Genomic DNA, 12,202 nt, shown 5'->3' with positions numbered 1-12,202 from the left:
TCACGATTCCTCCCAACTGCGCTCGTGCAGGGCAATTCGCCAGGCCTCCTCCCTTCCCCCCAGTTGGCTTAAGCCCCGTGACACCTGGCATCTGTTCGAGTCGTAGCGTGCTCGTCTAGCCGCCATTCGCGGGCAACCCTGGGACAAGCAATCCCAATGTGGGTCGTGCGCCCAACCGAACTGACCTTAAAACATCACATCTGGAGTAAATTACCATGACAGACCCAAACTTTGCTGCCCCCATTACTAACCCCTTTGGTTTTCCCGGAGACCAAATCTATCTCGATGCTGCCTTTGGCGATATTGACAATGATGGCGATTTCGATCTATTTACTAATGGTTTAGATGGCATCACCAAATACTACCAGAACACAGGCAGCGCCACCGCACCTGTCTTTGCTGCTCCGGTAGCCAATCCCTTTGGGCTACCCGACATTGGACTGATTGCCACGATCGCCCTTGCCGACCTCAACAACGACGGGAAACTGGACGTTTTCCTCCAGTCCTATGTGGCCAACGGTGTTATCAATTACTTCCAAAACATCGGTACTGCCAGCACCCCTGCGTTTGGGACTGGGGTAGCCATCGCCAGCACTGGAGACGATTATGCTGCTACGCCTACCTTTGGTGATATTGACAATGATGGTGACCTGGATCTCTTTAGTGGGCATGGTGATGGTAATTTCCGGTACTTCCAAAATATTGGCACGGCCAGCAATCCCGTCTTTGCCTCTGCCGTAATCAATCCCTTTGGGTTAACCGATGCTGGAGACATCACCAAACCTACGTTGGGCGATGTTGACAATGATGGAGATCTGGATCTCTTAGTCGGTGAAAGTGCCAATCAATCCCTCAAATATTTCGAGAATATTGGCACTGCCAAAGCTCCCGCTTTTGCTCCGTTGAAAACCAATCCGTTTGGGCTAAGTGCTGACGATTACCCTGAACCCAATTTGGTTGATATTGATGGCGATGGCGACCTGGATGTTTTTGAAGCACAGGCTGGAGGTCAACTTCGGTTCTTCCGCAACGACCTTATCCCACCACCCAATACCCCTCCTAATGCGGTCAACGATAGCTTTACCATCGGTGAAAACACTGTGCTTAACGGCAACGTTCTTGCCGCCAACCCCACCACCCCCGACAGCGACCCCGATAGCAACCCCCTGACGGTAACAGCAGTCAACGGCAGTGCTACTAATGTTAGTAATCAAATTAACTTGGGCAATGGTAAACTCACGGTGAATGCCAACGGCACTTTTACCTTTGACCCCACCAATGGCACTACTGCCCTGACAGATGGCTACGATTATTTACCTCAAGGAGCCACTGCCGACGCATCCTTTAGCTACACCATCAGCGATGGTAACGGTGGTACAGCTAGCGCCACTGCGACCATTACAATTAATGGCGTCAATGATACCGCCACCATCACAGGCACAGCCACAGGCGCAGTCACCGAAGATGCCACTACACCCAATTTAACCGCCACGGGTGCATTAACTGTCGCTGATGTTGATACTGGTGAAAACAAATTTAACACTAACGTCACCTCATCTGTCGGCAACTTGGGTAGCCTGAGCATCACAAATGGAGGTGCTTTCACTTACACAGTTGCCAACAGTGCCGTGCAATTCTTGGGTGCAGGCGTCACCAAAACCGAAACCTTCACCGTGAAATCTGTTGACGGTACAGACAGCCAGGATATCACCGTGACGATTACTGGGGTGAATGACACCGCCAGCATCATAGGTACAGCCACAGGTGCAGTCACCGAAGATTTGAATGTCGTCAGCGGCAACCTCACCACCACAGACAGCTTAAGCGTTGATGATGTCGATACCGGGGAGAACAAGTTTAAAACCACCGTTACCTCCGCCACTGGCAACCTGGGCAGCCTCAGCATCACCGATACTGGAAATTGGAACTACAGCGTTGCCAACAGTGCAGTGCAATTTTTGGGTGCAGGTGTCATTAAAAATGAAACCTTCACCGTGCAATCTCTTGACGGTACTGCCAGCCAAGAGATCGCTGTCACCATCAACGGTGTCAACGATAACCCAGTTGCAGGCACAGACTCCTTACTCGCTACCCAAGGCAGGCCGCTGAACATTTCTGTCACCACCCTACTTGCCAATGACAGCGATGTGGATACTGGCGATGTGTTATCGATTACTGGAGCGAGTAGCCCAGTGGGTGGCAGTGTCACATTCAATAATAACGGCACGCCTGCCAACACTGCTGATGATTTTATCACCTTTAATCCCACCAGCAGCGGCAATGGTAGCTTTAAATACACCCTCAGCGATGGCAAAGGCGGCATCACCCAAGGCACTGTGAACCTGCTAGTTGGCACTCGCCAATTTGGTGGTAACGGCACAGACAGCCTTACTGGCAATGACGGGCCTGATTACCTCGATGGCGGCAATGGCAAAGATACCCTCAATGGTGGATTGGGTAATGATATTCTCCTGGGTCGTAACGGTGATGACTTGTTAATCGGCGGTGCTGGTGCTGAGACTCTAACTGGCGGTAATGGATCTGATACTTTCCGCTTTGCTTTGGCTGATTCGCTGCTAAGTAATTTTGACCGCATCACCGACTTGCAAATCGGCACTGACCGCATTGACGGCCCTACTGCTGTCAGTGCTGCTAATCTCAAGGAACTGGGGACGGTGACCAGTCTGGATGCCGCAGGTGTGGGGGCGTTGTTGACTAATAGCAACTTTGTGGCTAATGGCGCTACCACCTTTAGCTTTGGTACGCGCACCTTCCTAGCATTGAATAATGGCACGGCTGGTTTCCAAGAAAACAGCGATGCGGTGATTGAGATTACCGGGTTTAGCGGTAGCTTGACTAATTTGGCAATTGTTTAAGTCTACTAAGGCGATCGCACTTTGGGGAAACTTGAGGGGCGATCGCAAAGTATTGTTGATCATGGGTCGGTGCGTTGCGCCAAGCGCAACGCACCCTACAACAGAAGTCTAAGTGAAAATGGAGCGATCGCCATAAAAGAAAAACTTGAGGTGCGTTAGCGTAGCTTACCGTACCCCTACGGGGAAGCAAGCTACGCGTAGCGTCTCGCAGAGAAGGTATCGCTCTATTCTTAAATATTTGGTGCGTTACGCTCCAATACGGTTCAGTTAAGGAAAATTGTAGGTTGGGTTAAGCAAAGCGCAACCCAACAAAGCCCCGAAAATGTTGGGTTTCGTTCCTCAACCCAACCTACAATTTTCAAGGTTTTTGGCGCTAACTGAACCGTATTGCGTTACGCTCTACTTCCAAGAGCTTCCGTCTTCCCTGTAGTAGCTCCCGCCTTGACGTTTCAGTATTACGCGCAGCCTGTAGTAGCTCCCGTCTTCCCTGTAGTAGCTCCCGTTTTCACGTTTCAGTGTTTCGCGCAGCCTGTAGTAGCTCCCGTCTTCACGTTAGCAAAAACATACTTGCGTTACACCTATTTTCACGTATATAAAATATGCTTTTGCAGCACAGCAGTGCTGTGTCCCGACAATAAATGTGGTTCAAAGATGTAAAAACTACTGTCAGTCACTTAAGTTTTAGATTTTTTTGAAAAATCAACAATTTTACGTATGACAACTTTTTATACAATTGTCCACCATAGAGATATGAGAAATTCAGGAAATGAGTATTAATTATGGCAAGGCAAAAACGCAATTCACGTGCTCTTGACAAGGCTGAAGTCCGTCTAGCAAGCATTAAATCTATCAGTCAAAGTCTCGATGTCGGAGAAGGTTTAACGGTGAAAGATTATACTATAAAAATTGAAAGCCTACGAAAATCTATAGAAGCATACAATACCACCCTCTCCACTATCGATGTCTTGCTAACCCAGATCGTCGAAAATGAAAAAGATTTGGCAGACTACTCTGATAAAATTTTGCGTGGTATTGCTTATAAATTTGGTAACAATAGCCATGAATATCAGATGGCTGGAGGTATTCGGAAAAGCGACCGCAAGCGTATTGTGCGTCAAAGCGTGGCTTTGCCTACAAGCTAAGATCGCTGCAATTCGGGAAAAACCTTAGACACCTTACTCAACACATAATCACCATAGGTTCCGCGAAAATCATGAACGTTAGCTTTATCCCAGCGATCGCCTATATTATCATTCGCCACTATTTTATCTAATTCAATCGGTTTCACTTCGACATCGAAATTGGGATCGAAAAAGAAGGGGAACGAAAGGCGATGATTTTGGGATTGGTTCTGCACGCGATGAGGTGTAGAACGATATAAACCTGCCGTCATCTTCTCTAGCATATCGCCGATGTTGCACACAAAGGAACCGGGAACGGGAGGCGCAGCAACCCAACGTGACTTAGATTTAACTTGTAATCCGCCTGAGTCGTCTTGCTTGAGAATGGTCAGAACGCCATAATCAGTATGTTCGCCAACGCCCCATATTGGCTCACCATCTGACGGTGATAAATTTGGAGGATAATTGAAGATGCGAAACAACACTAAGGGATCTGAGGTGTAACGGTGAGCAAAATAGGATGCTTCCAATCCCAAACTCAGGGCAATACCAGTCATCAGAGTGTGTCCCAAGTTGGTCATCGCCTCCATATATTCAAGCACTGTCTCGCCAAATTGGGGGATGTTGGCGGGGAAGAGGTTGGAACCATGCATAGGAGTACCAGCTTGCACTAGTGGGTGTTCTTCTCCCAATTCGACACCAAAGTAAATACCTTCCTTCAAGTCGGGTTTACCGGATGTCAGTTCGCCACCAACGGGGAAATAACCTCGCCATGCAATACCAGCCAAAGCCATGCGGATTTTCAGTTTAGTTTCTAAATCCTGGGCGAAAAACTGGCGACTGAGTTCTTCGAGTCGTTGCTGCAAATTTTCGTCCACGCCATGCCCGATAATATAGAAAAAACCTGATTCTTGACACGCTTGGCTGATTTGTGATGCCACAGAATAGAGATCGCCTTTTCCAGAAACCAAGGCGCTGATATCAATAATCGGGACGTGTGAAAACCCTTCGTCTACAACTTGCAAGCTAGTCATAGGTGCATCCTAGTTTTTATTTTTTGATGAAATAATAAAATTTAACATGTCATTGCGAGGAACGAAGCAATCGCAATGGCTGGGATTGCTTCGTTCCTCGCAATGACGGAAGATTGTTAGATTTTGCAAAAGTGGGATGTTCCCCTAGTCATGCTGTTAAAATCGCTGACCTGTAGTAACTTCAAATGTAACTTCTCCTTGGTCGCTAATTCCTAAGTCGCCTCGAATCAGCCCCAAGGATGACTTGACTCGCAATCCTAAGCCGTAACCAAAGCCACTCCCAGGTTTGTTTCGCAGCACTCCTGGTTCTCCTAGTACGGTTTCGCCAGACCCGAAATCAGAAGCGAGGTCAGTAAAAAGAACTCCTCCGATTGACTGAAAAATGGGGAACCGATATTCCACAGAAGCTAAACCATAACTCCGACCACTAGCAACTTTTCCATAACCATAACCCCTGACAGAATCCAGTCCACCAATATTAAAAGCATCGGCTGGTGGAAAGTTTCCGATAGTCGTACCAATTTGTAAATTAATCGCCAACATTTCTGGATTGTCGGTTGGTCTACCATTACCTATCCAACTAACTGGTAAATACTGAATATAATCTCCCTGTAAGCGATTGCTGGAAATATTACCCAGTCCAATGGGAATCGCTTGTTCTGTACTGAGGGTGAGGATTGAACCTTGAGTTGGATTTTCTCGGCGATCGCGTTGATCTCTGGATACAGCAAAGGATAATGTAAATAAGTCATCAATGCCAGTACCGCTCACAGATAAAGGACTCCCTAATCTATCGACCTGTGCAACGTTATATTCGCGATCGCGTAGGCTAATTCTGGTGTAATTAAGGTTTATAGCTGCATCCCACTCATCAAAAGATTTTAAAACTCCCACAGAACCGCCAAACCTTCCCTCGCGCACTTTGTCGCCGTTAGCCAATCTGATATCTTCGTTGAAGGTTCCCGATATATTACGACTACGAAAGCCTCTAATGCTGTAGCCTAAGCGGTTTGGTTCGTCAAGACGATAACGACTAGTAAACTGACCATTAAACTGGACATCTTTACCGCTGATTTGCAAAGTTGTATCTAATTTATCGTTAAGACCGCTGATATTTTCATCTTTATAACCCACCTGACCGTATAGCCCAACATCCTCGTTCTCACCGCCTCCTAAGATTAGAGAAGGGAAGCGACGCTCTTTGATTTCATAGATGATATTAACGCTATTGGCATCTTCTTCTCGATAAACATTGACTTCATTAAATGACTCTAATCTCCTCAATCGTTGCAAGTCTGCTTCCAATAAATCTTCACGGAATACCTGGCCAGGTTTGAGTTTCAGCAGACCAATGATAAAATCTTTCTGAGTACGCCCTTTGATCGGCTGACCTTTGTCATCGAGTAACTCATCTTTATCATTAGTAAAACGAATCTGGATGTCTTTGACAATTCTCTGGGAAAACTCGACAGACTGGGTTTCTCCTGGAGTCGATCCTATATAATCACCATATTTCGCATATCCTCCCTCTGTCTGTAACGAAGCTTCTGGCATCAGAATATTACCAGCGCCATCCTCAATAGAAGATTGCAAGTCTGCAAGGGCCTCTGGATTTTCCCCACCCACTAACATTACTGCGATCGCAACTAGAGCTATTTGAATACGCATAAATACAGCTTTGTGATTACACCCTTTCTTCAGTAACCAATGTCAGACTAGCCCATTCGCCTTTCTCGTTGTAACTGCGAATCATCCGCTGGCGCAGGTTTGGCTGAATTAACCAACCCACTTCCAGAAAAAATGGTTGACGTAACTGCACCTTGAGAGGAGAAGTTGTAGAAGCGCCATCTGGTAACAGTAATACTTGCACCTGCTTTTCTGGGTCTTGATCAAAAAGAACGATGGGGCCTTTGATGGTAGCAGTTGAGGTAATTGTGCGTTCTGCAAAAGAGGTACTTTGAATTAATCGCCCAGTATCATCTAGTTGTAATTTTAAGGTTGTAGAGTAAGTATCAGGCGATCGCCAATCTGGATATATTGTCACAGCTTGACCTTGCCATTCTCCCAACAAGTCATTTATCTGCAAGGGTGGACGTTCTGCTGCTGGGGTTCCAGCTAGATGTTCTCGAATTAAGATGAGTTCCTTTAGCTGACCAGTATTATCAAATAGTTGCACCAGACGCAAGCGGCGATTTTCATGAACAAAGGCGAGTTCTCCACCGAATTCGGAAAACGGCCCTAGCTGAATTACACCTTCAGAAAATGAACCATTTTCAAAAAACAGCAAACTCCGCCCCAGAGAACTATATTCTTTGACTAAATCATCTCGTCCCGAACGGCACAGAGTTAAGCGCACGGTTTGGTTATTGTTCAAACCTTCTAGGGCAAGACGGCTAGGAGTATCATTCAGAAGTGTCCCTTGAGGAGAAAAATTGGTAAATGAACCTTCCCAAACACCGAGATTCTGCAAAAAACATTCCCATTGCGATTTCATAACAATTTCTCCCTTTGTCCTTTACCCACCCATGCCCAATGCCTAACCTTTAGCAAAACGTCGGACAGCAAATAAGCTTCCCATTAATCCTACAGCTGCACCGAAACTCAAAAGAATCAGGGGCAATAATAAAATTTCTCCTGGAGTAAGTTGCACCCTGTTGGTGATGACTTGGATAAACTCAGGTTGATTGACTAGCAACTTACCGAGAAACTGTTGAATCACAGAAATGAAACTCCAAGCGATCGCACCACCAACTAACCCAAAAGCAATTCCTTGTAAAATAAATGGGAGATAAATCCAAGCAGAAGTCGCTCCCACTAGTTGCATAATTTCAATTTCCTGGCGTCGCGCCATGACAATCAGCCGAATTGTGGTGGTAGTGACTGCGATCGCTGTTAAAGTCAGAATAATCGTAATTGTTAAAGTAATCCAGTTCAGACCTTGGTGCAATTGGGCAATACGTTTGACTGCTTCATCGACATACTGCACCGTCTCAACTCCTGGTAATTTAGCTAACTGCGTTGCTAAATTTGGCACAACTTGAGAATTACGCGCTTTCACCTTCATCTCATCAACCAGAGGATTCTCACCTAGCTGCTGGGTAGCACCCTCAATATCAGAAATTCTCATTTCCTTAACTAACTTAGTCCAAGCTTCCTCTTTGGTAATAGATTGTATCGCCGCCACCTCTGGCATTTTTGCGATCAGTGGCTCAATGCCTTGAATCTGCGTATCCGGTTCGAGATAAACTGATACTTCTAGCTGGCTACCAAACTGATAGAGGAGTTTTTCGACTTGCCAAGAGGTTTGCAGACTCAAGCCGAATAAAAACAGTAACACCGTCACAGTACTTACAGCGGCCCAATTCATCCAACCTCCGCGCATTAAACCGAGGAAAGTTTCTTTGAGCAGATAGTCAAGTTTCGTCAGAGATTTAAACACAAATCACCCCAATAAGTAATTCCAAATTCAAAATGAAAGAACGCAATCACAGCATTTTATTGGAAATTAGTTCTGCGTCTCAGACTTTTTGCTGTGCCTCTGCGTGAGATAACACCACCATTTATACTCGACACTGCAAACTTTGGCGCTGCATAGTGGCGGGATGATTTAGCAACTTCGAAAATTCTCCCCCTGCCTCCCCTGCTTGCCTTAATTCATCCCCCTGTTCTGCAACGCCCAAACTTTTAATGGGGTAAGAGCCAAAAACATTATCAGAGTTTGCCTAGCTTTAACCAGTTGCTCAGATCAACTTGTCTGGTTAATTGAGATGGTATGGATTTCCGCCGTGCTGTACTAGTGAGGAGCTTGATAGAATTAAAATAGTACGAATTTTCACCACCTAGCCATCGAGACTCATGCCCTCTGAAATTGCTGTAGAGAAAAAAAAGTTAAAAAATCCACCTTTGGAGCTTCATTATTTAGGCGATCGCGTGCTGCGTCAAGCTGCAAAGCGGATTTCTAAAGTTGATGACGAACTTCGCCAACTGGTGCGCGAAATGCTGCAAACTATGTATAGCAAAGATGGCATTGGTTTGGCTGCACCCCAAGTGGGAATTCACAAACAACTAGTTGTCATCGACTTGGAACCAGAGAATGCAGCTAATCAGCCTTTGGTGTTGATTAACCCCACTATTAAACAAGTCAGCCGCGACATCTCTGTTGCCCAAGAAGGATGCTTGAGCATTCCTAACGTATACCTAGACGTAAAGCGCCCCGAAGTCGTGGAAATTGCCTATAAAGACGAGTATGGTCGTCCCCGGACATTAAAGGCTAATGACCTCCTGGGACGCTGCATTCAGCACGAGATGGATCACCTCAACGGTGTCGTATTTGTAGACCGTGTAGAAAACTCCTTGACTTTAGCCCAGGAGCTATCTAAGAATGGCTTCTCGTATCAAGCGGTGAAACCAATAGCATAGGGGACTAGTAGTGTATTTAACTCCAAAAAGCGGTTTATTTCTGGGTGGTTCTTGTGTAAGTGCGATCGCAGCTGTCGGTTCGATTTTTGAACTCAGTTACGGACAACCAGATTTTGGTGTCACAGCCACGGCGATTATCCTGGCATTGAGCATTCCACTCACAGGATTATTTTTCTTTGCCGCAGTGAAGGACGCAAGGGCTAACATGAAATAAGCATCAGGTACATGAAAAAGGTAAAAGGATGAAGGAAAAAGGCAAAATTCATTCTTTTACCTTTTATTTCTCCTCGCCATCTTCCACTGCCCCTAAAGCTTTTAGCCTCACTAACTGCGCTGCGGTTAACCCTGTAATCCCAGTCATATTCATTCGTAGGGTCTTGGCGATGACTACGACGGGCTACGCCTACGCAGTGTTTTTAGGCACTCACCCGTCAATACATCCCAAAGCTTAATTGTCTTATCTTGGCTACTACTAATCAGGGTTTTACTATCGGGACTAAAGGCAACTGACCTTACCCAATTCGCCCTCTGCAAAGTTTTAAGGTACTTGCCATTATGGACATCCCATAATTTTACCGTTCATAGCACAATACGGTTCAGTTAACGCCAAAAACCTTGAAAATTGTAGGTTGGGTTGAGGAACGAAACCCAACATTTTCGGGGCTTTGTTGGGTTGCGCTTTGCTTAACCCAACCTACAATTTTCCTTAACTGAACCGTATTGGTTCATAGCAGACTTGTCCTAACCAGTCTGGCAGCCGCTATAACTTTCGGAATCACCTCATTTCACCCCGTTTAACAGTGACAAAAGTCGAGTTTCAGGATTATAGCTTTAGCCTGAATAGCTAAACTTTACAGACTAAATGTCATAATTTTTCGCGAATTATTGCAATACCCAAATACCTGTTTTTTACAGATAGTCTGCCAAAGGTGAGTTGCAGATTATAATTTACTTCTAAAATAGAAGAATGCTGTCAACTCCCACTCAATTACTGCGACTGTCTCAAGGACAACTGAACTTACTAGAAGCTTGTCCGCGTAAATTTCAACATACTTACCTAGAACAACTCAATTCGCCCTCAAATCCAGAACAAGAAGAACGGCAAACTTTGGGTAGTCGTTTTCACTTGCTAATGCAGCAGCGAGAAATGGGTTTGCCAATTGATAGTTTCCTCCAAGCAGATGCTCAACTGCAAAGCTGGATGCTAGGTTTTGCCGATGCAGCCCCAGAAATCTTAACGACTACATCTGAGAATCAAACTTTCCGTGAAAGTGAACACTACCGCACTCTGCAAGTTCAGAACTATTTGCTGACGGTTATCTATGATTTATTGATTGCAGATAACCAACAAGCGCAAATTCTCGACTGGAAAACTTATCCTAAACCACCCAACAAACGCAAGTTAGAATCCAACTGGCAAACACGGCTTTATCTGTATGTATTAGCAGAAACTAGCGACTATTTGCCAGAAAATATTTCCATGACTTATTGGTTTGTCCAATCTGAGGGCAAACCGCAAAATATTAAATTTGATTACAATACTGCTCAACACACACAAACAGGAAAGAAACTTAATCAACTATTAAGCCAGTTAACTAATTGGCTAGAAAATTACCAAAATAACCAGCAGTTTCCCCAAGTGGTGGATGGGAGCAAAATCTGTGATTATTGTCAGTTTGCCAAACGGTGCGCTCGCATACAAGCTACTGAAGAAGCAGTGAAAGACTCATTGCCAAATTTTGACAGCATTCAAGAAGTCTCACTTTGATTTTATCCGCAGGATTTTGTTGCTAAAACAGATTCTTTATACCTGTAGACTCTTGTGGAAAACCAAAAAGTGATATAAACTCCTTTTTTTAAATCTAAAGCATTTGAAAGCATTTTCATTAAAAGAGCTAAACTCGGTGACAAATGCTCTATCCTCCATTGACATCTTTTAAAATTCTTTGTCGCTAAAATTTAACATAGTGGTGTTAGCTGACAAAATAAATCTTCTTATAATAAATGTTTTGTTGATATCGCTAAAATTCTGGAATCATCTATGTAAATAAATTACAACTTCTAAATTTATGTCAAGCTTTGACGAAACTGAAGCCATTTATGTGCGGGAATTAGGAATTGATGACATTGCTCCCGTTTACCACTTGGGAGAAGGGTTATTTACCAGCGATTTATATCCTTATTTATACCGTACCTGGGACGAATGGGAGGTGATTGGACTTTACAACACCGATCCCGAATACTGTCTTGTGGCTGAGACAGACGGGGAATTAGCGGGATTCATTTTGGGAACGATCATCACCAAAGCATCCTGGACTTATGGATACATTTTATGGCTGGGAGTTAGTCCGAAGTTCCAGCGTCGGGGAGTAGCAGATAAGTTGGTTGATAAAGTTGTCGCCCGCATGATTGAAGATGGAGCGCGGTTTATGCTGGTAGACACTGACCCCACCAATACTTCAGCATTAAAGTTTTTTAATCGCAAAGGTTTTGGTAATATCCGCCAGCATATTTTCTTGTCGATGAATTTAAGCAAGCATGAATATTATGGCAGATTAATTGATTACGAACACCAAAAAGCTGAAAGAGCCGGTTATAGGCGATCGCGTCCAGCAATTCGTGCCCGTAAGCCTGATAGTGTAGCTAATGAAGTCATCCTCAATCCTCTAGTGAATGAATCTCAAATAACTGAGGATCAATCTCCAATCTAACAAAATTTAGGAATTAGAATGCTCTATTATCAACTTTTAAT

Annotated in this window: 13 protein-coding genes; 8 read left to right on the top strand and 5 right to left on the bottom strand. The window is 44.8% G+C overall.

Annotated features, from left to right (window positions below; translation table 11 throughout):
* The first annotated feature begins 215 nt into the window (after positions 1 to 215).
* The 3 genes from RM347_RS10790 (at position 216) to RM347_RS10780 (ending at position 4,018) form a co-directional block, all read left to right on the top strand.
* Complete coding sequence (locus RM347_RS10790; RefSeq protein ID WP_322721821.1) at positions 216 to 2,876, top strand: VCBS domain-containing protein; 2,661 nt, start codon at positions 216 to 218, stop codon at positions 2,874 to 2,876.
* 21 nt (positions 2,877 to 2,897) lie between these two features.
* Positions 2,898 to 3,035 carry a hypothetical protein gene (locus RM347_RS10785; protein WP_322721820.1) on the top strand — a complete coding sequence of 46 codons (138 nt, stop codon included), beginning with the start codon at positions 2,898 to 2,900 and terminating at the stop codon, positions 3,033 to 3,035.
* A 620-nt stretch (positions 3,036 to 3,655) separates the two neighbouring features.
* Positions 3,656 to 4,018, top strand: a complete 363-nt coding sequence (locus RM347_RS10780; RefSeq protein WP_322721819.1) for a hypothetical protein — start codon at positions 3,656 to 3,658, stop codon at positions 4,016 to 4,018.
* On the opposite strand, the gene RM347_RS10775 is transcribed toward RM347_RS10780, so the two are convergent.
* From RM347_RS10775 to RM347_RS10760, 4 genes are all read right to left on the bottom strand, one after another.
* Complete coding sequence (locus RM347_RS10775) at positions 4,015 to 5,031, bottom strand: isopenicillin N synthase family dioxygenase (protein ID WP_322721818.1); 1,017 nt, start codon at positions 5,029 to 5,031, stop codon at positions 4,015 to 4,017. The genes RM347_RS10780 and RM347_RS10775 overlap by 4 nt on opposite strands.
* 156 nt (positions 5,032 to 5,187) lie before the next feature.
* On the bottom strand, positions 5,188 to 6,699 hold the full coding sequence (locus RM347_RS10770) for a BamA/TamA family outer membrane protein (protein WP_322721817.1): 1,512 nt from the start codon (positions 6,697 to 6,699) through the stop codon (positions 5,188 to 5,190).
* A gap of 16 nt (positions 6,700 to 6,715) precedes the next feature.
* The gene (locus RM347_RS10765) at positions 6,716 to 7,525 is read right to left on the bottom strand and encodes a DUF3598 family protein (protein WP_322721816.1); all 810 of its coding nucleotides are present in this window, start codon (positions 7,523 to 7,525) and stop codon (positions 6,716 to 6,718) included.
* Positions 7,526 to 7,567: 42 nt separating this feature from the next.
* Positions 7,568 to 8,470: a cell division protein FtsX gene (locus RM347_RS10760; protein ID WP_322721815.1), complete on the bottom strand. Its 903-nt coding sequence runs from the start codon at positions 8,468 to 8,470 to the stop codon at positions 7,568 to 7,570.
* Positions 8,471 to 8,886: 416 nt separating this feature from the next.
* On the opposite strand from RM347_RS10760, the gene def reads away from it, so the two are divergent.
* From def to RM347_RS10745, 3 genes are read left to right on the top strand one after another with little or no spacing between them, the layout of a single operon-like run.
* Positions 8,887 to 9,450 (top strand): peptide deformylase, encoded by a 564-nt coding sequence (def, locus tag RM347_RS10755; protein ID WP_322721814.1) that lies wholly within the window; start codon positions 8,887 to 8,889, stop codon positions 9,448 to 9,450.
* A gap of 10 nt (positions 9,451 to 9,460) precedes the next feature.
* On the top strand, positions 9,461 to 9,664 hold the full coding sequence (locus RM347_RS10750; RefSeq protein WP_196513910.1) for a hypothetical protein: 204 nt from the start codon (positions 9,461 to 9,463) through the stop codon (positions 9,662 to 9,664).
* Positions 9,665 to 9,692: 28 nt separating this feature from the next.
* Positions 9,693 to 9,902 (top strand): hypothetical protein, encoded by a 210-nt coding sequence (locus RM347_RS10745; protein WP_322721996.1) that lies wholly within the window; start codon positions 9,693 to 9,695, stop codon positions 9,900 to 9,902.
* Here RM347_RS10745 and RM347_RS10740 read toward each other — a convergent pair.
* Positions 9,838 to 9,984 carry a WD40 repeat domain-containing protein gene (locus tag RM347_RS10740; RefSeq protein WP_322721813.1) on the bottom strand — a complete coding sequence of 49 codons (147 nt, stop codon included), beginning with the start codon at positions 9,982 to 9,984 and terminating at the stop codon, positions 9,838 to 9,840. The two genes, RM347_RS10745 and RM347_RS10740, sit on opposite strands and share 65 nt — an antisense overlap.
* Positions 9,985 to 10,417: 433 nt before the next feature.
* Here RM347_RS10740 and RM347_RS10735 point away from each other — a divergent pair, with 433 nt between their 5' ends.
* Complete coding sequence (locus RM347_RS10735) at positions 10,418 to 11,218, top strand: PD-(D/E)XK nuclease family protein (RefSeq protein ID WP_322721812.1); 801 nt, start codon at positions 10,418 to 10,420, stop codon at positions 11,216 to 11,218.
* A 301-nt stretch (positions 11,219 to 11,519) separates the two neighbouring features.
* Positions 11,520 to 12,161 carry a GNAT family N-acetyltransferase gene (locus RM347_RS10730; protein WP_322721811.1) on the top strand — a complete coding sequence of 214 codons (642 nt, stop codon included), beginning with the start codon at positions 11,520 to 11,522 and terminating at the stop codon, positions 12,159 to 12,161.
* The last annotated feature ends 41 nt before the right edge of the window (positions 12,162 to 12,202 follow it).

Origin of the sequence: Nostoc sp. ChiQUE02, from assembly GCF_034531305.2 — a bacterium.
GTDB lineage: Bacteria > Cyanobacteriota > Cyanobacteriia > Cyanobacteriales > Nostocaceae > Nostoc.
The sequence above is the reverse complement of the archived record's forward strand: the minus strand, read 5'-3'. Positions and strand labels throughout refer to the sequence as shown.

Excerpts from the sequence above, each read along its gene's own strand:
- RM347_RS10780 (WP_322721819.1), top strand. The coding sequence starts at position 3,656 with ATGGCAAGGCAAAAACGCAATTCACGTGCTCTTGACAAGGCTGAAGTC.
- def (WP_322721814.1), top strand. The coding sequence starts at position 8,887 with ATGCCCTCTGAAATTGCTGTAGAGAAAAAAAAGTTAAAAAATCCACCT.
- RM347_RS10730 (WP_322721811.1), top strand. The coding sequence starts at position 11,520 with ATGTCAAGCTTTGACGAAACTGAAGCCATTTATGTGCGGGAATTAGGA.
- RM347_RS10745 (WP_322721996.1), top strand. The coding sequence starts at position 9,693 with ATGAAGGAAAAAGGCAAAATTCATTCTTTTACCTTTTATTTCTCCTCG.
- RM347_RS10790 (WP_322721821.1), top strand. The coding sequence starts at position 216 with ATGACAGACCCAAACTTTGCTGCCCCCATTACTAACCCCTTTGGTTTT.
- RM347_RS10735 (WP_322721812.1), top strand. The coding sequence starts at position 10,418 with ATGCTGTCAACTCCCACTCAATTACTGCGACTGTCTCAAGGACAACTG.
- RM347_RS10765 (WP_322721816.1), bottom strand. The coding sequence starts at position 7,525 with ATGAAATCGCAATGGGAATGTTTTTTGCAGAATCTCGGTGTTTGGGAA.
- RM347_RS10770 (WP_322721817.1), bottom strand. The coding sequence starts at position 6,699 with ATGCGTATTCAAATAGCTCTAGTTGCGATCGCAGTAATGTTAGTGGGT.
- RM347_RS10775 (WP_322721818.1), bottom strand. The coding sequence starts at position 5,031 with ATGACTAGCTTGCAAGTTGTAGACGAAGGGTTTTCACACGTCCCGATT.